Origin of the sequence: Microbacterium sp. UFMG61, assembly GCF_015354505.1 — a bacterium.
Lineage (GTDB): Bacteria > Actinomycetota > Actinomycetes > Actinomycetales > Microbacteriaceae > Microbacterium.
Genome location: NZ_JACAFP010000022.1, coordinates 1 through 26,450 on the forward strand (window position 1 = coordinate 1; position 26,450 = coordinate 26,450).

Annotated in this window: 31 protein-coding genes, 1 other RNA gene and 1 pseudogene; 6 read left to right on the forward strand and 27 right to left on the reverse strand. The window is 68.2% G+C overall.

All coding sequences use genetic code 11. The features are described from left to right. Positions 1-479: pseudogene (locus IXW21_RS17500) on the forward strand (amino acid permease); the annotation flags it as partial. A 2-nt stretch (positions 480-481) separates the two neighbouring features. On the opposite strand, the gene rnpB reads toward IXW21_RS17500, so the two are convergent. The 4 genes from rnpB to IXW21_RS17520 form a co-directional block, all read right to left on the reverse strand. Then, an RNA gene (gene rnpB, locus IXW21_RS17505) (RNase P RNA component class A) lies at positions 482-838 on the reverse strand. Positions 839-868: 30 nt separating this feature from the next. After that, positions 869-2,566 (reverse strand): bifunctional 3'-5' exonuclease/DNA polymerase, encoded by a 1,698-nt coding sequence (locus IXW21_RS17510; RefSeq protein WP_323742305.1) that lies wholly within the window; start codon positions 2,564-2,566, stop codon positions 869-871. A 25-nt stretch (positions 2,567-2,591) separates the two neighbouring features. Then, entirely contained in the window at positions 2,592-3,323 is a 732-nt protein-coding gene (locus IXW21_RS17515) for a zinc ribbon domain-containing protein (RefSeq protein ID WP_194765516.1), read from the reverse strand. Positions 3,324-3,357: 34 nt separating this feature from the next. Further along, a complete protein-coding gene (locus tag IXW21_RS17520) occupies positions 3,358-3,780 on the reverse strand; it encodes a YchJ family protein (protein WP_228528732.1) in 423 nt (140 codons plus the stop codon). Positions 3,781-3,802: 22 nt separating this feature from the next. On the opposite strand from IXW21_RS17520, the gene IXW21_RS17525 reads away from it, so the two are divergent. Then, a complete protein-coding gene (locus IXW21_RS17525; RefSeq protein ID WP_194765517.1) occupies positions 3,803-4,642 on the forward strand; it encodes an aldo/keto reductase in 840 nt (279 codons plus the stop codon). Positions 4,643-4,704: 62 nt separating this feature from the next. Further along, the gene (locus tag IXW21_RS17530; RefSeq protein WP_194765518.1) at positions 4,705-5,640 is read left to right on the forward strand and encodes a methyltransferase family protein; all 936 of its coding nucleotides are present in this window, start codon (positions 4,705-4,707) and stop codon (positions 5,638-5,640) included. Here the strand turns inward: IXW21_RS17530 and IXW21_RS17535 are convergent. Beyond that, complete coding sequence (locus IXW21_RS17535; protein ID WP_323742306.1) at positions 5,612-6,190, reverse strand: transcriptional regulator; 579 nt, start codon at positions 6,188-6,190, stop codon at positions 5,612-5,614. The genes IXW21_RS17530 and IXW21_RS17535 overlap by 29 nt on opposite strands. Positions 6,191-6,264: 74 nt before the next feature. Here IXW21_RS17535 and IXW21_RS17540 point away from each other — a divergent pair, with 74 nt between their 5' ends. Continuing rightward, positions 6,265-6,666: an SDR family NAD(P)-dependent oxidoreductase gene (locus IXW21_RS17540; protein WP_228528736.1), complete on the forward strand. Its 402-nt coding sequence runs from the start codon at positions 6,265-6,267 to the stop codon at positions 6,664-6,666. Positions 6,667-6,708: 42 nt separating this feature from the next. On the opposite strand, the gene IXW21_RS17545 is transcribed toward IXW21_RS17540, so the two are convergent. Continuing rightward, positions 6,709-7,599 (reverse strand): TIGR01777 family oxidoreductase, encoded by an 891-nt coding sequence (locus IXW21_RS17545; RefSeq protein WP_194765519.1) that lies wholly within the window; start codon positions 7,597-7,599, stop codon positions 6,709-6,711. A 126-nt stretch (positions 7,600-7,725) separates the two neighbouring features. On the opposite strand from IXW21_RS17545, the gene IXW21_RS17550 reads away from it, so the two are divergent. Continuing rightward, positions 7,726-8,562: a zinc-ribbon domain-containing protein gene (locus IXW21_RS17550; protein ID WP_323742307.1), complete on the forward strand. Its 837-nt coding sequence runs from the start codon at positions 7,726-7,728 to the stop codon at positions 8,560-8,562. Positions 8,563-8,586: 24 nt separating this feature from the next. Here IXW21_RS17550 and IXW21_RS17555 read toward each other — a convergent pair whose 3' ends face one another. Then, positions 8,587-8,955 (reverse strand): hypothetical protein, encoded by a 369-nt coding sequence (locus IXW21_RS17555; RefSeq protein ID WP_194765521.1) that lies wholly within the window; start codon positions 8,953-8,955, stop codon positions 8,587-8,589. Between the two features lie 162 nt (positions 8,956-9,117). Here IXW21_RS17555 and IXW21_RS17560 point away from each other — a divergent pair, with 162 nt between their 5' ends. Further along, complete coding sequence (locus IXW21_RS17560; RefSeq protein WP_194765522.1) at positions 9,118-10,206, forward strand: AAA family ATPase; 1,089 nt, start codon at positions 9,118-9,120, stop codon at positions 10,204-10,206. Between the two features lie 12 nt (positions 10,207-10,218). Here IXW21_RS17560 and IXW21_RS17565 read toward each other — a convergent pair whose 3' ends face one another. The 20 genes from IXW21_RS17565 to IXW21_RS17660 form a co-directional block, all read right to left on the reverse strand. Then, the gene (locus tag IXW21_RS17565) at positions 10,219-11,043 is read right to left on the reverse strand and encodes a sigma-70 family RNA polymerase sigma factor (protein WP_194765523.1); all 825 of its coding nucleotides are present in this window, start codon (positions 11,041-11,043) and stop codon (positions 10,219-10,221) included. A 171-nt stretch (positions 11,044-11,214) separates the two neighbouring features. Next, positions 11,215-11,529: an HU family DNA-binding protein gene (locus IXW21_RS17570; RefSeq protein ID WP_194765524.1), complete on the reverse strand. Its 315-nt coding sequence runs from the start codon at positions 11,527-11,529 to the stop codon at positions 11,215-11,217. A gap of 214 nt (positions 11,530-11,743) precedes the next feature. Beyond that, entirely contained in the window at positions 11,744-12,208 is a 465-nt protein-coding gene (locus tag IXW21_RS17575) for a hypothetical protein (protein WP_194765525.1), read from the reverse strand. A gap of 117 nt (positions 12,209-12,325) precedes the next feature. After that, positions 12,326-12,742, reverse strand: a complete 417-nt coding sequence (locus tag IXW21_RS17580) for a flagellar assembly protein FliW (protein WP_194765526.1) — start codon at positions 12,740-12,742, stop codon at positions 12,326-12,328. After that, positions 12,739-13,626 carry a flagellar hook-associated protein FlgL gene (gene flgL / locus IXW21_RS17585; RefSeq protein ID WP_194765527.1) on the reverse strand — a complete coding sequence of 296 codons (888 nt, stop codon included), beginning with the start codon at positions 13,624-13,626 and terminating at the stop codon, positions 12,739-12,741. Before flgL ends, IXW21_RS17580 begins: the two co-directional genes overlap by 4 nt. Positions 13,627-13,640: 14 nt before the next feature. Next, complete coding sequence (gene flgK, locus IXW21_RS17590; RefSeq protein WP_194765528.1) at positions 13,641-15,047, reverse strand: flagellar hook-associated protein FlgK; 1,407 nt, start codon at positions 15,045-15,047, stop codon at positions 13,641-13,643. A gap of 7 nt (positions 15,048-15,054) precedes the next feature. Next, positions 15,055-15,537, reverse strand: a complete 483-nt coding sequence (locus IXW21_RS17595; protein WP_194765529.1) for a flagellar protein FlgN — start codon at positions 15,535-15,537, stop codon at positions 15,055-15,057. Between the two features lie 141 nt (positions 15,538-15,678). Continuing rightward, positions 15,679-15,927, reverse strand: coding sequence for a carbon storage regulator CsrA (gene csrA / locus IXW21_RS18470; RefSeq protein WP_194765530.1), 249 nt, complete (start codon positions 15,925-15,927; stop codon positions 15,679-15,681). 92 nt (positions 15,928-16,019) lie between these two features. Then, positions 16,020-18,086 carry a flagellar biosynthesis protein FlhA gene (locus IXW21_RS17605; RefSeq protein ID WP_194765531.1) on the reverse strand — a complete coding sequence of 689 codons (2,067 nt, stop codon included), beginning with the start codon at positions 18,084-18,086 and terminating at the stop codon, positions 16,020-16,022. A 73-nt stretch (positions 18,087-18,159) separates the two neighbouring features. Continuing rightward, a complete protein-coding gene (locus IXW21_RS17610) occupies positions 18,160-19,263 on the reverse strand; it encodes an EscU/YscU/HrcU family type III secretion system export apparatus switch protein (protein ID WP_194765532.1) in 1,104 nt (367 codons plus the stop codon). After that, positions 19,260-20,021, reverse strand: a complete 762-nt coding sequence (locus tag IXW21_RS17615; protein ID WP_194765533.1) for a flagellar biosynthetic protein FliR — start codon at positions 20,019-20,021, stop codon at positions 19,260-19,262. Before IXW21_RS17615 ends, IXW21_RS17610 begins: the two co-directional genes overlap by 4 nt. Beyond that, the gene (fliQ, locus tag IXW21_RS17620) at positions 20,021-20,296 is read right to left on the reverse strand and encodes a flagellar biosynthesis protein FliQ (protein ID WP_194765534.1); all 276 of its coding nucleotides are present in this window, start codon (positions 20,294-20,296) and stop codon (positions 20,021-20,023) included. Before fliQ ends, IXW21_RS17615 begins: the two co-directional genes overlap by 1 nt. Then, positions 20,293-21,144, reverse strand: coding sequence for a flagellar type III secretion system pore protein FliP (gene fliP / locus IXW21_RS17625; RefSeq protein ID WP_416361107.1), 852 nt, complete (start codon positions 21,142-21,144; stop codon positions 20,293-20,295). Before fliP ends, fliQ begins: the two co-directional genes overlap by 4 nt. 115 nt (positions 21,145-21,259) lie before the next feature. Further along, positions 21,260-21,685, reverse strand: coding sequence for a flagellar biosynthetic protein FliO (locus tag IXW21_RS17630; protein ID WP_194765535.1), 426 nt, complete (start codon positions 21,683-21,685; stop codon positions 21,260-21,262). A 2-nt stretch (positions 21,686-21,687) separates the two neighbouring features. Continuing rightward, positions 21,688-22,344: a FliM/FliN family flagellar motor switch protein gene (locus IXW21_RS17635; protein WP_194765536.1), complete on the reverse strand. Its 657-nt coding sequence runs from the start codon at positions 22,342-22,344 to the stop codon at positions 21,688-21,690. Further along, the gene (locus IXW21_RS17640) at positions 22,344-23,237 is read right to left on the reverse strand and encodes a flagellar motor switch protein FliM (protein ID WP_194765537.1); all 894 of its coding nucleotides are present in this window, start codon (positions 23,235-23,237) and stop codon (positions 22,344-22,346) included. The genes IXW21_RS17635 and IXW21_RS17640 overlap by 1 nt, the downstream gene beginning before the upstream one ends. A 33-nt stretch (positions 23,238-23,270) precedes the next feature. Then, on the reverse strand, positions 23,271-24,077 hold the full coding sequence (locus tag IXW21_RS17645) for an OmpA/MotB family protein (protein ID WP_194765544.1): 807 nt from the start codon (positions 24,075-24,077) through the stop codon (positions 23,271-23,273). 2 nt (positions 24,078-24,079) lie between these two features. Continuing rightward, the gene (locus IXW21_RS17650; RefSeq protein ID WP_194765538.1) at positions 24,080-24,871 is read right to left on the reverse strand and encodes a motility protein A; all 792 of its coding nucleotides are present in this window, start codon (positions 24,869-24,871) and stop codon (positions 24,080-24,082) included. 2 nt (positions 24,872-24,873) lie between these two features. Continuing rightward, positions 24,874-25,089 carry a flagellar FlbD family protein gene (locus IXW21_RS17655; protein WP_194765539.1) on the reverse strand — a complete coding sequence of 72 codons (216 nt, stop codon included), beginning with the start codon at positions 25,087-25,089 and terminating at the stop codon, positions 24,874-24,876. Between the two features lie 128 nt (positions 25,090-25,217). After that, a complete protein-coding gene (locus IXW21_RS17660; protein ID WP_194765540.1) occupies positions 25,218-26,384 on the reverse strand; it encodes a flagellar hook protein FlgE in 1,167 nt (388 codons plus the stop codon). Positions 26,385-26,450: the final 66 nt, after the last annotated feature.

Genomic DNA, 26,450 nt, shown 5'->3' on the forward strand with positions numbered 1-26,450 from the left:
TGTACTCCGCGTCGCGCATGTTCTCGGCGCTCGCCGAGCAGGGCTTCGCGCCGAAGATCATGACGAAGAAGTCGAAGAGCGGCGTTCCCGTCATGGCGCTTCTCGCCTCGACGATCGGCGGCCTCATCGCCACCCTCGTGAACTTCTTCACCCCCGGCTCGGGCATCTTCGACTTCATCATGAACTCGGCAGGGCTCGTCGCCCTGTTCGTGTACGTCTTCATCGCGCTGACCCAGTGGCGGCTGCGCCAGAACATGACACCCGAGGAGGTCGCGAACCTCAAGCTGAAGATGTGGCTGCACCCCTGGCTCAACGTGCTCCTGATCGCGTGCATCGCCGGTGTGATCGTCGTGATGATGTTCAGCGAAGGGGGCCGCACACAGGTATGGACGAGCCTCATCGCCACGGGCGTGCTCGTGCTGTTCTGGCCGCTCGTGCGGCGCAACCTCGCGCGACGGAAGGCGTCGGAAGCGGAGTGAGGCGAATGGGCCGACCTGTACGCCGGGTTCTGTTCCGGGGTTCTTCGCCCCTTCGACGGCCATCTCTCTCGGCGACACGTTGCCGTGGCACTCTAGCGGTCTACCCGAGGACTCGGCGAGCCGCGTCATCATCCTCTGTCTGACCTTGCTCCGGACGAGGTTTACCTGGCGGGCCATGTCACCATGGCCCCCGGTGGTCTCTTACACCACCCTTTCACCCTTACCCCTTGCGGGGCGGTCTGCTCTCTGTGGCACTTTCTCGCGGATCACTCCGGGTGGGCGTTACCCACCGTCCTGCCCTGAGGAGCCCGGACGTTCCTCGGTGCGGTTGCCCGCCACGCGACCGTCCAGTCGACCCATTCGCAGGTCCAGTCTACGACCAGAGCACCCTACTTCTCGGCCGACTCCGCGATCCGCAGATCGAGCGGCACGTCGATCGGGAAGTTCCCGAAGAGTCGACGCGTGGCGACCGCAGCCGCTTCGCGAACCGCCTCTGCGGCGGCATCCGCCTGCTCCTGGGGAACATGCAGGATCACCTCGTCGTGCAGGAAGAACGCGAGGTGGGCGCGCGAGCGGAAGACCCCGGATGCGGTCGCCGGTCGCTCCGCCTCGGGCAGCGACTGCAACCGGTGTCGGATCTCGGCGAGCCAGATCAGCGACCACTCCGCCGCTGTGCCCTGCACCACGAAGTTGCGGGTGAATCGCCCCCAATCACGTGCGCGGCGCCGTGCGAGCGTCACCGCTGCAGGATCGGCGTCGGCGTCGGTGGCAGCCGCCTGCATCGCCTCCCATTCGGTCGAGGGCCGAGGCGACGATCTTCCGAGCCAGGTCGACACGACTCCGCCGTCCTCACCGAATCTCGCCGCCTTATCGACCAGCGCCATCGCCCGCGGATACACCTTGCGCAGTCGTGGCACCAGCCGGCCGCTGTCGCCGGTCGTGGCGCCGTACATGGCACCGAGCACCGCATACTTCGCCTCTTCGCGTGTGGCGACGGCGCCGGATTCGACCACTCCCGCGTAGAGGTCCTTTCCCTGTGCGGCCCGGGACATCGCCCGGTCACCGGCCATGCCGGCCAGCATGCGAGGCTCGAGCTGGGCGACGTCGGCAACCACCAGCGTCCATCCGTCGTCGGCTCGCACCGCCGCGCGGAGGTTGCGTGGCAGCTGCAGCGCACCTCCGCCGGCAGAGGCCCATCGCCCCGTGACGACGCCACCGGTGATGTAGATCGGGCGGAAGCGTCCGTCATGCACCCATTCCGACAGCCACGCCCACCCGTTCGCACTGAGAAGTCGGGACAGCTTCTTGTAGGCCAGCAGCGGCTCGACGACCGCATGACTGTGCTGGGCCAGCTCCCAACGGCTCGTCGACTCGACCTGAACTCCGACACGGTGGAGCGCGCGGAGGAGCTTCGGCTGGCTCTCGAGGTTCAGCGTCGAGTCGCTCAGGATCGATCTGATGCGATCCGCCTCGGCGACCATCCGGCTCGGCAGACCGCCGGCGCTCGGCCGCGCGCCGAGGATCTCCGTGAGGATCTCGTCGTGCACGGCCTCGTTCCAAGGCAGACCGGCTGCGCGCATCTCCTCGGCGATCAGACCGCCCGCCGACTCGGCGGCGGTGAGCAGCGTGAGGCGTCCGTCCTCGCCGTCTCTCAGGACGCGACGCTGCTCGCGGTACTGGTCCAGAGCGTCTCCGACGGGATCCTCCGAGTCACCGTGGTCGACGACGTCGAACAGCGTAGGCGCGTCGTCGACGGGGTCACGTCGCACCCACGACGACGACGGCGCAAGAGGGCGGGCGACCTCGTCGGTGTCGCGGAGGATGGCGTGGCACAGCACCAGATCGTGCGAGCGCCCGAGCAGGACCCCGGCATCGAGCAGCACGGGATAGATGTCGCGCGCGCTTCGGATCACCCAGCGCGGTGGGTTCTGCCGCTCCTGGTCGGCGACCCAGCTCGGCATCTCGGCGGTCGACAGATCCACCCGGCTCAGCTCGGAGTCGTCTGCATCGAGCTCGATCGCCGTGTAGCCGTGCCGGCCGACGGCCAAGAGCGCGATGCGGCGCTCCGTCGACGAATTCTGCGTCACCGCACGGACACGCGCGGCGCGAGGGTCACAATCCCGATTCCTCGGTGCGCACCAGGATGCAGCCGCACTCGGGGCATGAGACGACGGCGTCGTCGGCCGCACGTCGGATGTCGTTCAGGTCGGTTCCGGGCAGCAGCATCCGGCATCCCTCGCAGGTTCCGCGGGTGAGAAGCGCGGCGCCCGCGCTGTTCGCCGCACGCCGCGTGTACTCGGCCAGGAGAGGCGCGGGAAGCGATTCGGTGACGGCCTGACGATCGCGCGCGAGTTGCGAACCGAGCTCTGTGGCAGCCGCCACGTCGGCCTTGGCCTGCGCCGTGAGAGCGCTGCCCTCGGCCGTGGTGACGTCGAGCAGAGCCTGCTGCGCGGCGACCGCGGCATCGGCATCCTCCACCCGCGCCATCACGGCGAGCTCGATGTCCTCGAGGTCGCTCTGACGCTTGGCCAGGCTGGCGAGTTCGTGTTCGAGGGCCTGCGCCTCCTTGGCGTTCGTCGCCGCGGCGAGCCGTTCGGAATCACGGGTCCGACGCTGCTCGACGAGGGTGACGTCGGACTCGAGACGCTTCAGCTCGGTGCGCGCATCGTCGCGGGTGCCCGTGAGCGTCGTGAGCTCACGCAGCTGCTCCTGCCGGATGGCCACGAGCTCGGCGATGCGAGAGGCCTGAGCCGGCTTGGTCCGCGCGCGCTCGGCCTGCGCGATGCGCCGGTCCAGGTCGGCGACGTCGAGCAGGATGCGCTGGTGTTCGGGGCTGGCGTTCACGGTCTCAAATCTACCCGTTGCGAGGGCGGAGCCATCACCCGATCTGGCCGTCGAGGTAGAACCACCGACGGTCCTCACGTGAGAAGCGGCTCCGCTCTCGCAGCGACCCTCGTCGATCGTCCTGCCGCCAGAAGGCCTCGAACTCGACGACGCCCTCGCGATCGAAAGGACCGCCGCCCACACGGTCGAGGATCACCAGACGTCGCCACTCGAGGTCGTCGTCGAGATCGATGTCGCTCGGGCGCGTCGACGGGTGCCAGGTCGCTCGCAGATGGTCCGCGTCATGCAGGGCGAAAGCCGTGTACCGCGAGCGCATCAGCCGTTCAGCGGTCGACGCCGGTGCGCCGTCGAGCAGCGGACCGCAGCATGCTCCGAGCACGTCGCCGGATCCGCACGGGCAGCGCGCCGAGTCGTCGCGGATCCTGTCATCGGACGCCATGTTCTGCGCTCCCGTCATGCCTCCAGCGTACGCTGGCGCCATGACAGCTCTTCCTCAGTTCACGGCTCACAACGGCTTCTCCCTGCCCGCCCTGGGATTCGGGACCTATGCGCTGAACGGCGACGCGGGTGCTGACGCCGTGACGACGGCGATCGGTGCCGGATATCGCCTCATCGACTCCGCCTTCAACTACGAGAACGAAGGATCCGTCGGCCGCGGAGTGGCCGCAGCGGGCGTCGATCGGTCCGAGCTGATCGTGACAACCAAGCTTCCGGGCCGCCACCACGCCCGTCTGAAGGCGCGGGCCAGCATCGAGGAGAGCCGTTCCCGGCTCGGACTCGACGCCACCGATCTGCACCTCATCCACTGGCCGAATCCCTCACAGGACGAGTATGTGCAGGCGTGGGAGGCTCTGGTCGAGGCGCAGCAGCGCGGCGTCGTCCGGCAGATCGGCGTCTCGAACTTCCTGCCCGAGCACCTCGAGCGCATCGAGCGCGAGACGGGCGTCCGGCCGGTCGTGAACCAGATCGAGGTGCATCCGTACTTCCCCCAGGACGAGCAGCTCGCGTACCACCGCGAGCACGGGATCCTCACGGAGGCATGGAGCCCGCTCGGCCGAGCGAAGGAGCTGATCGAGGAGCGCGTGATCACGGAGATCGCCGCCACTCACGGCATCTCGCCGGCGCAGACGGTTCTGGCCTGGCACGTCGCGCGCGAGACGGTCGCCATTCCGAAGGCCGCATCGCTCGAGCACCAGCAGTCCAACCTCGCCGCGGGCACGGTCGACCTCGACGCCGCAGAGGTCGAGGCGATCACGGCGCTCGGACGCGCCGACGGTCGGCTGTTCGACGGGGACCCCGCGACGCACGAGGAGTCCTGAGTCCGAGCCGCCGGGTGCGGGGCGTTCGTCGACGACACCTCCGCCGCTCCTAGACTGACGGCATGCTCGTCGTCGCCGGGATCCGGGTCACTCCTCTGACGGCGCGCGTGTACTTCGGCATCCAGGCACTGGCCGGCGCAGCGTGGTGGACAGCCGTGTTCCTGTCGGATGCGGTGCGCATCGCGACCCTCGGCGATCTGCCGGTCGCCCCGATCGCGACGGTCGACATCCCGCTGTTCGTGATCGCGTCGGCCCTGGCCGCCGCCGGCCTCGGCCGGGCGGTGTGGGTCGTCGTGCCCTGGACATTGCTCGTCGCAGTCGGGATGGTCGTCTACGCGACCGCGACGACGACGGCCGGGTGGGGCGCGCTGCTGATGGTGGTCGCGGGCGCAGCGAGCCTCGGCGCCGGCATCGTCATGAAGGTCGGCCGCGCGCCGGTCGAATGGCTCGTGACCGGACCCTTCGCCTTCCGCACGTCGGCGACCGTCGGAACGGGTCGGATCCTCGCGCGCACAGGTCTGCAGACGGTGTTCTTCTGGGGGACCTTCCTGCTCGTCCTGCCGCTCGTGATCTCGTTCGTCGAATCGCGATGGATGCTGAGCATCGACGTCCCCCTCGCCGTGCGTGTCATCGGCATCGTCCTGCTCATGGCCGCGACCGCCCTGGGCGTGTGGTCGGCCGTATCGATGTCGGTCGAGGGCGAAGGCACTCCCCTGCCCTCGCAGATGGCTCGTCGCCTCGTGGTCGCCGGACCCTACCGCCACGTGCGCAACCCCATGGCCGTCGCCGGCATCGCTCAGGGGGTCGCGGTGGGGCTCATCCTCGGATCCTGGCTGGTCGTGGCCTATGCCCTGTGCGGCTCGGTGCTGTGGAACTCCGTGGTGCGACCGCTCGAGGAGGCCGATCTCGAGGACCGGTTCGGCGCCGAGTTCGCCGACTATCGCTCCCGGGTGTCGTGCTGGGTGCCGGTCAGACGCGCTGCGTCCCGAGCACCCTGATCAGTTCGAGCTTGCTCGCCGCCTCACTGCCCGGTGCCGCGGTGAGCACGACCAGCGCCTGCGACTCATCCTCGGTGAACAGCGCCTGGCAGTCGACCTCGATCTCGCCGAGTTCAGGATGGATCAGCACCTTGTGCAGCTCGAACCGTCGACGGACCTCGTGCACCGCCCAGAGCTCGGCGAACTCCGGGCTGCGCGCGAGCAGCTCACGCACGATCTCTCCCGCGCGCGACGCGTCGCCCAGCGCTCCATATGCCGCCCTCAGCGAGGCCACGTGCACGCGGCTGTGTCGTGCGTGCGCCGATTCCGGATATCGTCGACGCTCCTCGTCCGGGTACACGAACCAGCGGTAGATGCCGCTGCGATCCAGGCCCTCGAGCGCGCTCGCATCGCCGAGCAGCGCACGCGCCGCGTCGTTCTGGACGAGCACCTCGTCGAGGACCGACACCACGAATGCCGGGGTGTCGTCGAGGCGGTCGAGCACACGGAGCATGCCGGGATGCACGTAGTCCGTGAACACCGCACGATCCGGCGCGCTGTGACCGCTCACCCGGTGCAGGTAGTCACGTTCGTCGGGGTGAGCCTCAGCGCCCGCGCGAGGGAGTCGACGATCTGGATGCTCGGCTGCGGTCCGCGGCGCGGTCGAGGCCGGACGCGACGATCATGACCGTGTCGTCGGGACTCGCCTTCGCTCCGTTGCGCGTCACACCCACCTACAACGCCACGAAGGCGGCGATCCACATGCTGAGCGAATCGCTGCGACTGCAACTCGAGGGGTCGACGGTGAGGGTCGTCGAACTCGAGCCGCCGGCCGTGCGCACGGCTCTCATGCCCGGTCACGAGACGAACGAGTTCGCGATGCCCCTCGACGACTTCGTGTCCGAGGTGATCGGGCTCATCGACGCCCAGCCCGGAGCGACCGAGATCCAGGTGGAGAGCGTGAAGTTCCTTCGCTACGGCGAGGCCCGCGGGGACTATACCCAGGTCGTCGCGACACTCAATCGTCTCGACCCGCACGCTCACTGACCGCAGTGCTCATCCACGCGGTCGGGATGTTCGGCGCGCGTGTCAGAGAGCGGAGTCGACCGCCGACTCGGCGGTGCGGTGACGGAACGTGAAGCCGGATGCCTCGAGCGCGGCAGGGCGCACATCGGCGTCAGACACGAGCAGCGAGTCGGCCGCGGCGGCGCTGAGAGCGAGGCGCAGAGCAAAGGTCGGAGCCGGGAACCAGAACGGACGCCGCATCCTGCGGGCGAGCGCCCTGCCGATGTCGTTCGCGGAGGCCGGTGTGGGACCGGTGAGGTTCACCGGTCCCACGAGCTGCCGATCGATGATGTGCCGGATCGCGCGCACCTCGTCGTCGAGCGATATCCACGGCCACATCTGGGTCCCCGGCCCGATCGGACCGGCGAGCCCGAAGCGGGTCAGCTGGATCAGCGGCTTCAGGACGCCGCGTCGGTGGATGATCGGCGCCGTGCGCAGCAGTGCCACCCGCGCATGATCACCCGCCCGTGCGGCCTCGTCCTCCCAGCGCACGCAGAGCTCGGCGAGAAACGTGTCGCCCGCCGGGGATGCCTCGGTCAGAGTCGCACCGGGCGCAGATCCGTAGTAGCCGACGGCCGAGGCCGACACGAGAGCCGGGGCGTCGGATCCCAAGGCGCGCACGGCGGTCGCGATCGTGCGGGTCGTGGTCAGTCGCGATCGGACGAGTTCACGCCGATACCCGGGCGTCCACGGCAGGCGTCCCACGCTCGCGCCGCCCAGAGCGACGATCGCAGACGCGCCGGCGAGCACCTCCGGGTCGAGGTCACGCTCGCCCGGCGCCCACTGCACCTCACCGGCGCGCCGCGGCGGCCGCCGGACGAGAGTGGTGACGTCGACGGCATCCTCGCGCAGCGACGCCGCCAACGCCGTGCCGATGAGTCCGGATGCTCCGCTGATGACGATCCGCTGTGCCATGGCTGCTCCTGCCTTCCGGGATATCACCCATGTCCGAGTCTGTCACGCACGAGCGCGGCAGGGGCCGCGCGGTGACGCGACACGGCACGGGGTCGGATGTCGGAGGGCGGGGGTACCGTGCGGGGCGTGACCGAATCCGTACAGACCTGGTGGGCGCGGCGCCAGTTCTCCAAGGGGCGTGCGGTGCCCTACGAGGTGGGCACCTACCGGGCGGCCTGGTCGGCGTACCCGGAACTCATCCGGCAGTATCACCCCGAGTTGAACGGCGGGATCGCCCTCTCGCAGGTGCCGCTGGCCGCAGACGTGCTGCTCTGCTGGGAGTGCCGCGTCGGTCATCGGTTCGCGGCGACCCCGACGGAGCAGCGCGAGCGGCCCGGGCGGGTGCGCCGTCAGTCGGCATGGTGCCCCGAGTGCTCGTCGCTCGCCCGCCCGCAGCCGGTGGTCCTCGGCGAGCCCAGGGCGATCCCGCGGGCCCCGAGGCGCACGGCCGCCGCGCTGTGCACCAAGACTCCCCCGCTGCGCACGGGCGAGGCGTTTCGCAGTGAGTGCGCACCGGCACCGGCGTCCGCCGCCGAGGGCCGCCTCCGCCAGATGCTCGGCGCACGGCTCGCATTGGCATCCGATGTCAACGCCGTCAAGATCGCGCGTCCGTTCTTCCGGCACACCGAGGTCTGGCCCGACATCGTGTTGCCCGATCTGCGCGTCGCGATCGAGTACGACACGGTCGGGCGGCATGGGCTCGAGCACGTCGGCAGACGCCAGGAGTCCGATCTGCGCAAAGACAGGCACCTGCGGTCGGCGGGGTGGGAGATCGTGCGCATCCGCACCGGGCGTCTGGAGATGCTCGGGCCCTTCGACCTCCAGATGTCGTCGGTGTCGGCCCCCGGCATCGAGCGCATCATCGACAGGCTGAGAGAGATCCGTGGCCCGCTGATCGTCGACGCGTATCTGACGCCCGGATGAGGGGCGCCTGCTCGGCATCCAGGTTCAGATCGGCAGCGTCCGTCGCCGAACTGCCTCCCATTCGGAGGCGATGAACGTGGCACGCCCCGCGGCGATGATCTGCGCATTGCGATGAGGCCCCATCTCGGGATGCATCGTGACGCCGCCGACGACGAGGCTCGGGATCTCCCGTGCGATGCACTCGATGCTGCCGCGCACCAGCAGCTCTGCGGTCTGCTCGGGCGAGGTCGCCGCACCGATCACCGAGTCATCGTGAGCGACCAGCGTCTCGATCCAGACCTGCTGCACGCTGTCGGGGTCGAGCGTGTAGCGGAGCAGCCCCTGCGGGGCCGCCTCGACGACCATCTCGATGGCACCGTCGGACGCCACCTCTGCAGACACGCGTTCGCTCATGGCAAGTCCCCCGACTCGAGCGGTCCCACGCCGCCGTCGGCTCAGGATACTGCTGAACGGCCGTTCAGGGCACGCGGCGAGATTTCTTCGCGATCGCCCTTACCGTTCGCAGGATCCTGCCGATAGTCATGGTGGGGAGAGGTTAGGGACAGCGGAGGACCTGTGACAAGCACTTACATCGAGACCGGTGGACACGTTCGCGTGTACGACGATGCCGTCCGCACGCATCAGATGTTCCCTCTCGGAACGTATCGGGTCCATTTCTCCTCGAAAGAGGGATTCAGTCTCATCAGGATCGACGATCTCACCGTCGGCGACGAGCGCATCTACGGCGGTCGGGATCGCAAGGTCGCGAAGATCTTCCGGTCCTATGCTCTCGCGGACCGCAGTCTCGGCGTCATGCTGTCGGGCGACAAAGGCATCGGAAAGTCCCTGTTCCTGCGAATGGTCGCCGAGGCCGCGCGCGAGCAGCGACTGCCCGTGGTCGTGGTCTCGGAGGATCACGACGGCATCGTGGAGTTCCTCGACAGCCTCGACGAGTGCCTCATCGTCTTCGACGAGTTCGAGAAGATCTTCCCGGCCGGGCGCCGTGGAAGCACCGATGGGGGGAACCGCCAGAACCAGTTCCTGTCGTTGTTCGACGGCCTCTCCGCCGTGAAGCGCATCTACTGCCTGACGGTGAACGACGTGGCGGATGTCAGCACCTATCTCGTGAACCGCCCCGGTCGCTTCCACTACCACATGCGTTTCGAGTATCCCGGTCCGGACGAGGTCCGGCAGTACCTCGTCGACCAGGCGCCGAACGCCCACCCCGACGAGATCGAGAACGTCGCCCTCTTCTCCCGTCGAGCCCGGCTGAACTACGACCACCTGCGCGCGATCGCGTTCGAGCTCGAGCAGCCGGATTCCCTCTTCGCGGAGGTCGTGGAGGATCTGAACATCAAGTCGATCGAGCCCAGCACCTACCGCATCGAGGCGCGCTTCCCCGACGGCAAGGTCTGGTCCGACGAGGTCGAGATGAATCTCTTCGAACGCGGAGATGTCGGCCGCACTTTCGAACTGCGCAACGCGACCCGCTCGATCTTCGTGTCCTTCACCCCGAAGGACCTCATCTTCGAGGCCGACGGCGGCATCTTCGTGCCGATCACTCGACTCGACATCCTCGACGACGAAGACGAGGAGCCCGAGATCTATCCCACGTCGGTCAGTCTCTCCCTCGTGGGGCAGACGGCATACGGCTTCGGGCTGTGAGCGGAGCGACCGTCAGAGTCTGAGCGGCTGCGGCACGAGCGCCCGGGTCAGGCTGCGTCCGCCGGCGGCGATCCGCCCGAGATACGCGTCGAGAGTCGGCCCGGCAGAGCGGGACGCGGGCACCGATTCGGATGCGGTGACGGGGCCACTCTGACCGTCGTCGGCGTAATGGCGGTCGAGCGCATCGCGAAGCATCCGCACCCCTTCGGCCCGCTGCTGCGATACCGCCGCATGCGAGACTCCGAGCTCCGCGGCGATCTCGCCCACCGTGCGGTCTTCGAAGTAGATCGCACGGACGATGTACCGCCGCCGTTCAGGCAGCGCCTGGACGGCGCGATGCAGCAGGGCATCGCGCTCCGCGGACATCACGAGCTCATCCGGCAGGAACCCCGGCCAGGCGACCTGGTCCGCCTCTCCCGCATCGAGGCTCGTGATCGTGAGGAGGTCGGCGTCCGCGAGGCTCTCCCGCACCTCGGTCGGTTCGATGCCCATCGTCGCGGCGATCTCCGACGCGCTCGGGATTCGACCGAGTGATGCCCCGAGCGTCTCGCGCACCCTCGTCGTCTGTCGCGCGCGACTGCGTACGTCTCGCGGCGCCCAGTCCATCGCTCGAAGCTCGTCTCGGAGCGCCCATTTGACCCGACTCGTCGCATACGCGCCGAACGGAACACCGAGGCTCGGGTCGAAGGTGTCGGCCGCCCGGATCAGCGCGAGGGATCCCGCCGAGGCCAGGTCGTCGCGGGACACATGTGTCAGCCGGGATGCCACATGAGCAGTCGCCACCCCCACGATGTGCAGGTGGTCGACGACGAGCTGGTTGCGTGCACGCAGGGGCATTGCGCACCGCCCTTTCCACTGTCAGCGCAAGCCCTCCCCAGCGGCTCACAGTGCGGCCACACCCCAGCGGCCAGACGTCTGTTCCTCTCCATGCTAAAGCCGCCACAGGCACGAAAGATCCCCGATGGCCGAAACCACCGGGGATTCTCGTTTACGTTCAGATAACGATGATCAGTCGTTCACCTTCACACGACGGTTCACCTCGCGCGTCGCGGAGAACTTGAGCACCGTGTAGTCGGTGACCTCTGCGGAGTCCTCGGTCTTCGCGAACTGCACACGGTGCCCCTTGTGCGTCTGCGGATAGAACTTCCCGAAGTTGGTGAGTGTCACCGTGTTGCCCTGGCTGACCAGGTCGAGCAGTTCGTCGATCATGGCGTTGTACGCGGTCTGCGCGGCATGGACCGAGATCCCACCCCGTCGTGCGAATCGCTGCACGAACTCACGCTTGCTCACGCGGTTGGCCTCGAGCGTCCTTGATGTGCTCATCTGCTTACCGTCCCAATGGTTTCGCTCGTCACCGAGCGTCTTGCGCTGTACCCCTACCAGCGGCGCCCGCGGCGCGACGACATCGAAATCTCCGTCGACGACCCCGGGATGTGCCAGTACCCCAGCCTGTGCTCTTCGAGGGTAGCCCCTCTTGCTTGATATACGCAGTGAACTTCGATATCCCCTGATCTTCGAAGTTCTTCGTTCCTTCGCGCTACTGCGCCAGCGCGGGTTCCTCCAGTGCGGCGGCGCGTATCGACGCCTGCGCTCTCCTGGCGAGTCTGACCGAGCTCTCGATCTGATCGCGGATGTCTCGGCCGTGCGCGTCACGACGGACGGACAGGTCACTCCCCCGCAGGGTCTTCGTGTTGGCCACCACCGCTCCGGCCTCGATCAGCAGATCGGCGCGGATGCCGTAGGCGCGGCCGACGACGACGCCGTCGACATCGATCAGGTCGCTGACGTTGTCACCCGCGGCTCGCTCGATCGCTGCGAGCTGATCGTCCGAGTACGGGGCGCAGTGCACGGGGCGACCATCCGATGCCTCGGGAACGAGCGCAAGATCGGTCTCCCCCGGCGCTCGTCGATCTCCCGGGTGCACCCGCGCGTCGAGGAAGTGAGTGACGACGTCGTCATCGGTCACGACACGGTCGTCGTAGGCCATGACGACGATGTTCACTCCCCTCGTCGCGCCTGCTCCGTGGATCCTGGATCGAAGATCTACCACTTCGTTCTCCTGTGCCTTCGTGGCGATTCCGCGTCAGCGCGGCCGCCGTGGTGTCGGACTCGCGCCGGATCAGGCGCCGAGAAGCGCGCGGAACGGGTACGACGGATCGTCGAGGATCACCTGCGCCGCGACTCCCGTCTCCGCATGGACGATGATGGGAGCCCGGAGGTTGACGAAGACCCCGCCGTCCGACGGATTGGCCACGACGAACACGCGGATGTCGAGCCGCTCGACAGCACCGATCTCGTCACGGACTCCTGCGGAGAAGACCGGGTCGTAGTCGACGTCCGCCGTGCGTGCGTCGAGAAGGAAGAGCCGCACATCGGCCTCGGTCGCCCGCAACGCGTAGAGCCCCTCCGCCCCGCCGATCGGCTCGAGGCGGAACGTCGTGTACGGACTCAAGCCCGGCATCGGAGAGACGAACTCGACATCGCCGGGTGCGGCCTCGATCATCTGAGCGGGCGTCGATGCGTCGGTGGCGGTCATCGCAGGAACTCCATGAGGTTGGTCTGCAGCGACCGTGCCGTCACCTGCAGAGCGGACTGGAAGACGAGCTCGGCGGACTGCAGGTGCACGAGCACCTCGAGCGAGTCGACGTTCTCGACCTCGGTGCGTCGTGCCTCGAGATCGATGGACGTCGACAGATTCTGAGCCGTCGCGCGCTCCAGCTGCACCTGGCGAGCCCCCGTGGCGCCGCGGGCCGAGACGACTGTTTCGAGACGCGCGTCGATGTCGTCGAGTCGACCGCCGATGTTCGCGCCGCCGCGCAACTCGGCCGCGATGTCGTTCAGCAGCGCGAACGCGCTGTCGGCTCCCTGTCCGAAGGCCTGAGCTCCGTCGTAGTCGACGCGCACCGTCTCGTTGTCGCTGATCCGGCGCTGCACGCCCTCGCCGGGTGCGCCGTTGAACCCGAAGGTCGTCGGATCGAACGCGGCGCTCGCGTCACTGGTGCCGGCGAAGATGTTGCGGCCGAGCAGCGTCGTGTTCGCCTGCGAGAGGAGCTCCTTGCTGATGGTCTCGAGTTCCTGCGCGATGGAATCGCGGGCGGTCGGACTCAGAGCACCCGAGTTCGCGCCCTGCGCGACGAGATCGCGGGCCCTGTTGAGAAGGTCGGAGCTGGCACCGAGTGCCGTGTCGACTGTGGTGACCCAGGCCATGCCATCGCTGAGATTGCGTGCGAACTGCGCGACACGGGACTGGTCTCCGTGCACGCCGATGGCCGTCGCTGCGGCCGCCGGGTCCTCGCTCGGTGAACGGAACGCGCGCTGCGACGCCGCCTGGTTCTGAAGCCGCTCGCGGTCGGCGAGGTTGGTCTGGAGCGTCCGCAGCGACTGCTGGGTCATGGTGGTGCTCGTGATGCGACCGATCATGGTCTCTCCCGGGGTCAGCGGCCGACGAGGCCTGTGCGGTTGATCAGCAGGTCGAGTGCTTCATCCATCGCGGTGAGCACACGTGCCGCTGCCTGATACGCGGTCTGATACGTCAGCAGGTTGACAGTCTCCTCGTCGCCGTCGACCGATGCGTTCGACTGCTGTGCGGTGACGGCGGCGACCGCGCCCATGTCGGCCACGTCTGCACGCTGCAGATCACCGGCGACGGTGACCGCGAAGCCGGTGACGAAGCTCGTCCAGGTCTTGCTCGGGCCTGTCGCCGACGTTCCCAGGGCGCTGATGCGATCCGCGATCGTGGTGTCCTTGGCTCCGGCACCCGGAGCCGCGAGTGCGAGGTCGTCGAGTCCGGTCGGGACGACACGGAGGCCGAGAGCAGCCGGGCCCGTGGCGTCGAGCGCGAAGAAGTCGCCCCCTGGCGCGCCCGACGAGGTGACTCCGCTGCGGTGCAGGTCGTTCACAGCAGTGGCGAGGCTGGTGGCCGTCTGGTTGTAGGCCGCCGCGACCGCGGCGAGGGATCCGCCGTCGGCTGCCGGGGCCAGAGCGCTGATCGTGCCGCCGATCACCCCACCGGTGATGGGCACCGCGACGCCGGGGCGATCCGCCCAGGCGACCACGATGCGCCCCGCATCCTCGATCTCACGCGGACCGCTCGTCACCAGCGCGCGGCTCGAGTCGCCCGAGACGAGGGCGTTGCCGTACACGCGCAAGGTCAGTGTCCCGTCCGCCTCGACGACGCCCGTGGCCCCGACCGATGTCGAGATCTTCTGGGCCAGGACGTTGCGCTGGTCGATGAGCTCGTTGGCGTTGCGTCCGGCGTTCAGAGCGTCGCGGATCTTGCCGTTGAGCGCGGCGACCTGTCCTGCTGCCGAATTGACGTCGGCGACGTCACGATCGACCTGGCCGCGCAGATCCGTCCACTGCCCGGCGATCGTCTGGTACCCCGCGGCGATCTGACCGATCAGCACCGAGGCATCGGTGAGCACCACCTGGGCCGCGGCGGAGTCCGGCGTGTTCGCGAGGTCGGACCATCCTGACCAGAAGCGGTTGAGGTTCGCGGCGAGACCGTCTTTCGTGGGTTCGGCCATCGTGTTCTCGGCCTGGCTGGCGGCACTCGCACGGGAGGACCAGAAGCCCGACGTCGACAGGGCGTCTCGCACGCGAGCGTCGAGGACGTTGTCGCCGAGACGGGCGACTCCTGTGACAGCCACGCCCGCACCGGCCCCGAATCCCGTCTTCCACACCCCCGAGAGGCCCGGCGCGGAGACGGGGGTCTGATCGACTCGCTGGCGCGTGTAGCCCGAGGTCGTCTGGTTGGCGATGTTCTGGCCGGTGACGGTCATGCCCGCGCGAGCGGCGGTGAGAGCGGATTCGGCGAGTCGGAGTCCTGCGAAAGAAGACATGGTCACCTCACATCCGAGTGTCGAGAAGCCGCGCGTCCGCATCACGGACGACGCCCCCCGTGGGGTCGTACTCGCCGGTCGGGGCTCCCAGGCCGGCGATGGTCTCCTGCGTCACACGGATCGCCGTGCGCAGCCGCTGCTCGTTGATCTGCTTCATCTGCTGGATCTCATCCGCCAGGGCGACCATCGTGTCGAGGTGTCCGCTGAGCACCTCGCGCCACGCGTCGGTCGGCGCGGCATCGATCAGCTCGCGGAGCGAGGTGGCTTCGGGCACTCCCCACTCGTCGGCCACCGAGACGACCAGCGCATCCCGCGAGAGAGCGACTGTGGGCATGGCCGCGATCACCCGCTCGATCTCGTTCGCCGCGTGACGGATCCACCGGTTTCGTCCGGTCGCGAGCAGCATCTGCTGTTCGTCCAGCTTGAAGAGCAGCAGCTCGAGCATCTCGCGCTCGCGCATCAGCTGCATGCTCAGGTCGTGAGCAGCCACGGTTCGTCACCTCGTCAGTCGCGGTTTCCCTGACGGGGTAGCCCGTCATGTCGACGACTATCGCGACAACACGCCCGGCAGTAACTCGCGTGGCGACGTCACGGTGCCACCGGAACACTCCGGCAGATGTGCCTGAACGATTCAGGGGGTCTGACGCACCCGCCCCAGCGCTCCCAGCAGCGCCCTCTCCGCGGAGTCATCCGCGGAGGACTCGACCGCGGCCTGGTTCGCATCACTCACGGCGACCACGATCTCGGCACGATGGATCCGCGTGTCCCGCGGAGCGTCGATCCCGATCCGAACCCCACCGGGCGTGACCGCCAGGATCGTCACCGTGATGTCATCACCGATCACGATGCTCTCGTTCGCGCGCCTCGTCAGTACCAGCATGCTCGTCGTCCGCCTTCCATGGCTTGTGCGCGTGCGCACCGTACTCGAGCAAACATACTGTATTCCACTCGTAAATGAGTGGATCATGCACGTCAGATCGCGGCGCTCGGCAGCGCGGAGCGCGTCATGCGGACCACCCCGACGACGTCGGTCGCCATGCCACCGGCCGCAGCCTCGTCGTACGAGAGCACCGGCAGACCGCTGACCTGCGGCGCCACGAGCCGGCGGACGGCCTGACGCAGAGACGGAGCGCAGACGAGCACGGGCTCGGGACCGAGCTGATCGAGCTCCGTCACCGTGCGACGCACACTGTCGATCACCTGCATCGTCGACTCGGGCGTGAGAACGATCTGCGCCTGCCCGTCGATCACCCGCATGCCCTCGAGCATCTGCTGCTCGAGGGTGGGATCGAACATGACGACCCTGATGCGCCCCTCCTCTGCGAATCGGGCCGCGATCGCGGGCCCGAGTGCCGCCCGGGCGGCGTCGATGAGAGCCGGGGTCTCGGTCGACGTCTTGCCGCGCAAGGCCAGTGCCTCGTAGATGCGGGCCAGATCGTTGATCGGCACCCGCTCGGCCAGGAGCCCGGCGAGGACGCGCTGGATCGCCGCGAGCGACAACACAGCCGGAGTGAGCTCTTCCACCGTCGTGGGACTCGACTGCTTGAGATGCTCGGTCAACTGGCGCACGTCTTCGAGCGAGAGCAGCCGATCTGCCTGGCCCTGCACGACGTCGGACAGGTGCGTGATGATGACGCTGACCCGATCGATCACCGTGGCGCCCGCCATGTCGGCGGCGTGCGACATCTCGGCCGGCACCCACTTGCCCTCGAGACCGAACACGGGGTCGACGACCGCGGCGCCGGGAAGCTGCTCGAGACCGGTGCCGAGCGCCAGGACGTGCCCCCGCGGCACCGCCCCGCGGCCGACCTCGACCCCAGCGATCAGGATCGCGTAGGTCTGGGCCGGAAGGTCGATGTTGTCGCGTGTACGCACGGGAGGCATCAGGATGCCGATGTCGAGCGCGAGCTTGCGTCGCAGCGACTTCACCCGCGTGAGCAGGTCGCCCGCTCCCCCGGATGCGAGGTCGACGATGTCCGGCGACAGGGAGATCTCGAGGGCGTGGACGCGCATGCGGTCCATGAGGTCGTCGGGCCCCTCGGCTGCGGAGTCGCTCGCCTCCTTCTGCAGCGCCTCGACCTCGAGTTCTGCTTCGCGGACCTCGTTCGCCTTCACGCGGGATGCGGCGAAGAGCAGTACCGCTCCGATCGCGAGGAAGACCAGCAACGGCATCCCCGGGATGAATCCCATCGCGATGGCCGCGAGGCCCGTGATCACCAGGGCGTTGCGCGACTGCATCAGCTGGCGCCCCGCCGCCTGACCCATCTCGGACTCCGCGTTCTCGCGAGTCACGATCATGCCCGTGGAGACGGCCATGAGCAGCGCGGGGATCTGCGTGACGAGCCCATCGCCGATCGTCAGGATGCTGTAGGTCTCGAAGGCCTCACCGACCTCCATGCCGTGCTGCAGCATGCCGATGATGATGCCGCCGACGAAGTTGATGACGACGATGACGATGCCGGCGATCGCATCGCCCTTGACGAACTTCGAGGCGCCGTCCATAGCGCCGTAGAAGTCTGCCTCCGCGGCGACCTCGGCGCGGCGCTGCCTGGCCTCGGTATCCGTGATGAGACCGGCGTTCAGGTCGGCGTCGATCGCCATCTGCTTGCCCGGCATCGCGTCGAGGGTGAAGCGCGCGCCCACTTCGGCGACGCGCTCGGCACCTTTCGTCACGACCACGAACTGGATCACGGTGAGGATCAGGAAGATCACCGCACCGATCACCAGTGATCCGCTGATCGTGATCTGCCCGAAGGCCTGGATCACCTGTCCGGCGTGCGCCTCGCTGAGCACCAGCCTGGTCGAGGCGACGTTCAACCCGAGCCGGAACAGCGTCGCGACCAGCAGCAGGCTCGGGAACACCGAGAAGTCCAGCGGCTTCTTCACGAACATCGCCGTGAGCAGGATGAGCAGCGCGAAGGAGATGTTGAGCACGATGAGCACGTCGAGCAGCGGCGTGGGGATCGGCACGATGAGCAGCAGGATGATGCCGACGACCCCGACGGGCACCGCACCCTTGGACAGCAGTTGACCGATCATGCGGTCCTCACCTTCGCGTTCCGGTTCTCATCGTCTCGTGCCCCCTGTATCCGTGGCATCTGTCTGGGCCCGCTCACAGCCCGCGCTCCCGTGTGCTGGCGAACGGCATCGTGTGCGTGCCACGTGCCGATCCCCGGCGCTTGAGATGCTCGATGAAGGCGAGCACCTGCGCCACGGCCGTGAAGAGCTCCTCGGGGATCTCCCGCCCGAGGTCGCACGCCGCGTGCAGGGCGCGTGCGAGCGGCACGTCGCGGATCATCGGCACGCCGGCCTCCTCGGCCTTCTCCCTGATCTTCTGCGCCACGATCCCCGCCCCCTTGGCGACCACACGGGGCGCCGACTTGCCGGGCTCGTATCGCAGCGCCACCGCCACATGCGTCGGATTCACGAGGACGACATCGCTGTCGCCGACGGCCGCGATCATGCGGTTCCGGCTCATGGCGATCTGACGCGAACGCCGCTGCGAGCGCACGAGAGGATCGCCCTCGGTCTTCTTGTGCTCGTCCTTCGCCTCGTTCTTCGTCATGTGCGTGTGCTTGCGGTTGCGGCGCATGACCACGGCGACATCGAGCGCCGCCAGGATGATCCCGACGACGACCGCGACCTGCAGCAGCGCCGCCGCTCCCCCGGCCGCCTGCTCGAGAAGCCAGGTGATGTTGTGGCTGCCGCTGGCCATCAGCACCGGCACGAGTCCGGACACCACGATCCACAGCGCCACGCCGATCGCGACGGTCTTGAGCAGCGCTTTCGCACCCTCCCAGAGCGCCTGCTTGCCGAACACCCTCATGAGGCCGGTGGCGAGGTTGAACTGCTCGGTGCGCATGGTCACCCCGCGCAGATGGATGCCGCCCTGCGCCACGGCAGTGGCGGTGGTGGCGAGCAGCACCACGATCAGCATCGGCAGCAGGATGCCGCCCAGCGATTCGAACGCGGCGCCGAGGACGTCGAGCGCGGCGGCGTCGGTCGGATGATCCGCGACCTGCGTCACCCCGAGGAAGAGCTCGGTCAGCACCTGCGTACTCGAGGCGATCGTCGGAACGATCATCACGGCGGCCGCGCCGATGCAGACCCACGCGGTGAAATCCTGACTGCGACCGATCTGCCCTTTCTTGATCGCCTCCTTCAGACGACGTTCGGTGGCCTTCTCGGTGCGTTCTCCGCTTCCTCCGTCGCTCATCGAGTCACCTCCACGAGCAGAGTGGCGGCGGTGTCGGCGATCACGGCGACGACAGCGGGCAGTGCGGCGTAGACGAAGCCGACCAGGAGCAGAGTGAGACCGATCTTGATCGGGAATCCCATCGCGAAGGCGTTGAGCGCCGGAGCCACGCGGGAGACGAGCCCGAGCCCGACGTCCGCGAGGAACAGCACGATCAGCAGCGGTCCCGCGATCTGCACGGCGCTGAGCATCATCTGCCCCGCCGCGCCGACGAGCGCGTGAGCCGGCTCGGCGAGATCGATCATCCCCGTCACCGGCACGGCATCGAACGATCGGAAGAGCCCCGCGAGCACCAGCTGATATCCGTCCGATGCGAACAGCAGGACGATCGCGGTCATCTGGAAGAGTCGCGTGAACTGGGCGCCGTTGATCGCCATTCCCGGGTCGAACGCCTGCGCGAGCTGGAAGCCGCCGAAGGTGTCGATGAGGTGGCCCGCCCCCTGGATCGCGCTGAACAGGATCATGACGAGAAAGCCCAGCAGCAATCCGGTCAGGGCCTGGCCCACGAGAGCGAACAGGAAGCCGCCGGTGTCAAGCCGCTCGTAACCCGCGGAGACGACCGGAGAGACGGCGAGGGCGAGCCCCACTCCGAGCATGGCGCGGATGCGCATCGGGATCGTGCCGTGGCTGAACGGTGGAGCGATCACCAGGAATGCTGTGATGCGCACGCAGGCGAGCGACGTCGCTTCGAGCCAGAGGAAGTCGATCGGGATGTTCATCAGCCGCCGTTCAACAGCGACGGGATGCGCGCGAACATCTCGTTCGTGAAGGCGATGATCTCGGCGATCATCCACTGCCCGCTCACGAGCAGCGCGATGCCGACGGCGATGAGCTTCGGCACGAACGAGATCGTCATCTCCTGCACCTGGGTGATCGACTGCAGCAGGGAGATCGCGAAGCCGACGACGAGTGCCGTGATCAGCAGGGGGGCGCACAGTTTGGCGCCGACGATCAGCGCAGCCGTGCCGATGTCGATGACCGCTTCGGGAGTCATCCGCCACCCCCGCTGTACGACTGCACGAGAGCCGTGATCACCATGCCCCAGCCGTCGACGAGGAGGAACAGCAGGATCTTGAACGGCAGCGAGATCATGACCGGCGGCAGCATCATCATGCCCATCGACATCAGCGCGCTGGCGACGACGAGGTCGATCACGAGGAACGGCACGAAGATGATGAACCCGATCAGGAACGCGGCGCGCAGCTCACTGATCATGAACGCGGGGACGAGCGTCTGCAGCGGGATGCTCGAGGGATCCGTCGGGTTGTCGAGCTGGGCGGCCCGATACATGAGCGCGATGTCCTCTTCGCGCGTGTACGAGAGCATCCACTGGCGGAGCGGCTCCTGGGCGAGTTCGAAGGCGCGACCGAAATCGATCTGCCCCGCGGTGAAGGGGCTGACGGCGACGGCATTGATGTCGGTGAGCACAGGCCACATGATGAACAGCGTCAGGAACAGGCTGAGGCCGGCGAGCACCTGGTTCGGGGGGATCGACGGCAGCGAGAGCGCGTTGCGGGTCAGCGCGAGCACCACGAAGATCTTGGTGAAGCTCGACATCATCAGCAGGAGCGCCGGAGCGACGCTGAGCACCGTGATCCCCAGCAGGGTCATGATGCTGTCAGACGGCGTGCCGTTGATGCCGTTGATCGTCACCCCGCTGCTGCCGCCGCCGTCGTCGACGGTCTCGGCCGGCAGCATCATCCCGGCCGCGTGCGCTCCGGATGCGCTCCACAGCACGATGAGCCCGGCGGCCACCGCCCCGACCACGACCAGCAGTCCGGCACGTCGCGACAGACGCCACGCGCGCGCGGGCGGCGCTGTGGTGGACGCGGATGGGGGCACGGCGGCACTCCGAAGATGGGTGACGTGGCCGATCCGTAGCCGGGGTGTCGAGCGATCCGTGCTCGCAGTCGACTATCGCGACAGGATTCTCAGGCGTAACCGAGCAGGTGTCGCGTCAGGCGACCGAGCGCAGCGCACGATCGACGATGTCGTTCGGGAGCTCATCCGTCGCGCCCGCCGCCTCGTCGATCTCGTCGTCCTCGACGAGCGGCGCCTCCTGTGTGTCGACCACGTTGATGCCGTGCTCGGTCACGCCCAGGACGTAGCGGATGCCGCCGAACTCGGCGACCACGAGCTGGGCCTTGCCGCCGATGCCCGACCGCGCGACGACCGTGATCTTCTCGGCCCGCGGCTTCGCACCGCTCGCCGTCTTGGGAGGCCGCAGCTCGGTCAGCCGCGCGAGCTTCTTCGACATCAGCCCAGCGAGCGGGCTCCCCCCGGCGTTGTGGCTCTTCTGCAGGCGGCGGCTGAGGAACAGCAGCAGCCCGAGCACCGCCGCGAGGGCGACGACCGCGCGCAGCGCGACGAGCAGATCGTCCACTGTCAGACCGTCTCGGCGCCGTCGAGGATCCGCTCGACGCGGATCGCGAAGTCGCCCTCGGCGACCACGACGGTGCCGTACCCGATCAGGCGACCGTTGAGCTTGATGTCCGCGGGCGACCCCGCGGCACGATCCAGCTCGACCACACGGCCGGGCTCGAGCGCCAGCACATCCCGCACCGGCATCCGCGTGCGCCCGATCTCGACGACCAGCTCCATCTCCACACCCGCGATCCGGCTGAGACGCTGCGGGCCCTGGACGACACCTGTCTGCCCGCCGTCGATCCGCACCGACGTGCGAGCGACGACGACGCCCTCGGCGTCGACCAGGTCGAACACCTGGGTGCCGGGCTCGGAGAAGGTCTCCGCGGCGTCGACCGACTCCGCAGCCCCGAGCGCTCCGGCGCCGAGCACGGCTGCCGCCGCCTCGAAGATCGGATGCAGCCGATCCGCGATCTGCGCGGTGGGAGAGCCGTCGTCGAGCTGCGACTGGTCGGCGATCTGGATCGCGATCCGTGCGCCGGGAGTCCCCGCGAAGGTGACCGCGATCGCGTCGCCTGCAGCGCCGGGGTCGGTCGACGGTGCGGGGATGACGGGAAAGCCGAACGGCAGCTTGCCGGCAATCGCAGCGGCGACGGCTGTCTCGTGAAAGGTGCTCATCAGTGGGTCTCCTCGGGGATGGTCGTGATCTTGCAGGTGAGCCGCGAGCCGCGGCTTCCCGGAGTCGCACGCGCGATCGTCGTGCTCCCGGCGACGAGCTCGAACGGGGCGGTCTCGGCGTGCGGAAGCCGCAGCAGGTCTCCCGGCGCGAGGTCGAGCACCTCGCCGGCGCCGATCGTCAGCGGTGCCAGGCGGAGTGCGAGGTCGAGCGGCGTGCTCCGCACCTGGTCGAGCGTCTGGCGCGGGGTGTGCGCGGCGCCGGAGTCGGAGCCCGTCGCCGCGAGGCGATCGACGACCGTCGATGCCGGAAGCATGACCGTGGCCGTGCTCTCCGCATCGCCGAGCCGCATCGTGTACCGGGCGACGATCACAGCCGCGGCCGCGGAGATCACCTGCATGTACTGCGGGTTGTAGTGCACGGCGGCGTATCGCGGTTCGTCCGGCAGCAGGGCGCCGAGGCTCGCATGGAGGTGCTCGAATGTGCCCTCCATGAGGTTGCGCACGAGTGCGAGCTCGATCGGGGTGAACGTGCGAGCGTCCGGCGGCAGCGCTGTGCGACCGCCCATCATCTGCACGACCCACAGCAGTGCGCTGTCGAGTCCGAACTGCACGACGCAGGGCTCGTCACGCCCGTCGAACGTCCCCGTGACCATCGCGGTCGTGCTCGGCAACGTCTCGGCGTACTCCTCATAGGACACGAGGTCGACGCTCTCGAGAGCCAGGTGCGCGCGCACCCGGATCTTCGCGGTCAGCTGCGATGACCACAGTCGCGCGAACGACTCGAAGGCCGCTTCGAGATGACGTGTGCTCTCGCGCCCCAGCTGAGCGGGACGACTGAAGTCGTACTCGGCGTGGGGCACGCTGCTCTCGTACGTCAGGACGGATGCGGTCATGGGCGTCTCCTCGACTGACAGACTCACCTGGCGTCAGCTCCCCTCTGCCGCAGCTGCGATCGCCGGGATCAGCGCTCGCACCTGCTCTTCCTCGTTCGACTCGACGACGATGTCGACTCGTCTGTTTCCGGCCAGCGCCTCCGGGCTGTCGCCCGCGACGAGGGGGCGCGTGTCCGAGAAGGCGGTCGCCTTCACCCGGGGGCCGCCGACGCCCTCGTGCTCGACCAGGAATCGCGCGACCTGGGTGGCCCGCCCGCCGGACAGCTCCCAGTTCGTCGGGAACGGGTCTGCCGAGACACGATGGTCGGCGTGGCCCTCGACGCTCACCTGGTTGCCGACCGTGACCAGCACGTCGCCGATCGCGTCGAGCACGGCATCCGCCTTGCCCGTGAGTGCGGTGCTGTTGTCGGAGAAGAAGGTCTCGGCGCCGATCAGTCCGACGTTCAGCCCGCGATCGTCGATCACGAACTCGACGGCATCCTGCAGTCCCTGCACCTGGAGTGCCGCGTGCATGCGCTCCTTCAGGTCCTCGAGCGACTCGTATTCGACCTCGGCGCGGGCCGTGAGGTCGACCACTCCGTCCTCATCCTGCAGCTCCGGCGGGATGATCATGCCCTCGGCGGTGTCGGCGCCGCCCTCGGTGGCCTCCTGACCGAAGCCGGTGGCCAGGCTGTTGGCGAGGAGCTCGAACTTGGTCTTGTCGACGTTCGAGACGGCGAAAAGCACGATGAACAGACACATGAGCACCGTGACCATGTCGGCATACGACACCGCCCAGCGCTCGTCAGGCTCGTCATGCCCCTCATCGTCGTGGCCTCGACCGCGCGACCGGCGGCTCATGCTCACGGCGAGTCCTCCACGGACTGCGCTTTCTTCTTCGCCGCCTTGGGCGCCACGGTCGACAGGGCCTCGAGCCGCTCCTGCAGCAGGTGCGGCGCGCTGCCGGCCTGGATCGCGAGCATTCCCTCCGCGACGAGGGTCATGCGCTCCAGCTCCACGGCGCCGATACGGCCCAGCCGCCCCGCGATCGGGTTCCAGATGAAGTTCGCAGACAACAGACCCCACAGCGTGGCGACGAAGGCGGCGGCGATCATCGGACCGAGGTGGTCGGGCTCATCGAGCTTCTCGAGGACGTGCGTGAGCGAGACGACCGTGCCGACGATGCCGATCGTCGGGGCGTATCCGCCCAACGATGCGAAGAACTTCGACGCGACGCGGTTGCGTGATGACGTCGCCGTGATCTCGTCATCCATCGTCATGCGCAGGTCCTCGGCGTCCGTGCCGTCGGCGAGTGCCTGCAGGGCCTGTCGGGTGAACGCGTCGGGGGCGGAGTCGAGCTCCTGCTCGAGCGACAGCAGACCCTCGCCGCGAGCCTTCTCGGCATATCCGACGAGGAAGGGGATCACGGCCTCGGGCGTCGCCTTCGGCCCCCGCACCATGCGCCCGAGGCTCTTGACCGCGATGATCGTGTCTCGCATCGTGTGGCTCGCGATGCCGACGCCGATGGTCGACCCCAGCACCAGGATCATCGGAGCCGGAATGAGCAGCGCCTGGAAGCTCGCTCCCTCCATCGTGATCATGGCGACCAGCGCACCGAACGCGAGGATGACGCCGATGATGAATGCGGGATCCATCGTCACTCCCCCGACTTCGAGGTCATCGCCTGGGCGACGTGCAGCACACGGGCGCGATAGGCGACGATGAGGTCGACGACCGCGTCCAGTTCCTCCGCGACGACGTACACATGACCGTCGATCATGTGCAGCGTCGTGTCGGGCGATGCCTGGATACGTTCGATCAGGTCGGGGTTGACCGCGAACCGCGTGCGGTCGAGGCGGGTGACGGTGATCATCGGATCGTCTCCGAGCGTGGGAGGAGGGGCAAGTCCGCCCGACTATCGCGACGGGAAGGGGCAACGGTAACCGACCGCGCGAGAGGCCCCCGCACTCTGCGGGAGCCTCTCGATACGCGGTGTCGGGATCAGCGCTTGAGCTGCGTGAGCTCCTGGAGCACCTCGTCGCTCGTGGTGATGATGCGCGCGTTGGCCTGGAACCCGCGCTGGGCCACGATCAGGTTCGTGAACTCCTGCGAGAGGTCGACGTTGCTCATCTCGAGCGCGCCCGAGACCAGATCGCCGAAACCGGCCTGACCGGCCTCGCCCGTGCGCACGGCACCGGAGTTGACCGAGGCGCGGTAGGCGCTTCCGCCGGCCTTCTCCAGTCCCTCGGGGTTCGCGAAGGTCGCCATCGCGATCTTGCCCAGCGTCTGCGTCGCGCCGTTGCTGAACGTGCCCACGATCGAGCCGTCGCCGGTGATGCTGTAGGACTTGAGGGTGCCGGCCGCCGCGCCGTCCTGTTCGGTGACGGCGACCGTCGAGAGGGTCGCGTAGCCGGTGACCGCCGTGAGGTCGACGCTCACTCCGCCGACCGCGAGGGTGAGTCCGGGGGCGGCCTGCGCACCGTCCGTGAAGGTGAGAGCACCGGTGGCACCGCTCGTCGGCTCCTCGACGTCCCAGCCGGTGGCGGTCTTCGTGAAGGTCAGGCTCAGCGTCGACGGGGTTCCCTGTGCGTCGAACACGGTGACGTCACGCACCAGCTCGTCGCCGACCGCGGCGGTCGACGGGAGGTTTCCCGTGACCGTCGCAGAGGTGGTCTGCCGCGCGGGCGAGACGACATCGAGAGGGAGAACGATGTTGCCGACGGCCTGACCGGTGTTGACGACACCGTCCTGCGCCGACCAGCCCTGCACCACTGCGCCGTCGGCCGTGACCATCTTGCCGGTCGGGTCGAAGGAGAATCCGCCGGCGCGCGTGTACAGGGTCTCGCCGCCCGAGCGGACCGCGAAGAATCCGTCGCCTGAGATCATCAGATCGCCGCCGCGGCCCGTCGCCTGCGCAGAGCCCTGCGCGAAGTTGGTACGCACGCCGGCGACCTGCACACCGAGGCCGACCTGCGCGGGGTTGCGACCGCCGACCTCGTCGTCGGGGATGCCCGGGTTGCCGATGAGCTGCGAGAGCGAGTCCTGGAACAGCACCGACGATCCCTTGAATCCGGCGGTGTTGACGTTGGCGATGTTGTTGCCCGTGACGTCGAGCATGGTCTGGTGGGAACGGAGTCCGGAGATGCCGGAGTAGAGCGAGCGAAGCATGTGTGTCTCTCTTCCTGTGGATATGCGAGGTCAGGCCGCGGCGGGGGTGTCCGGCGTGGCGGGGGT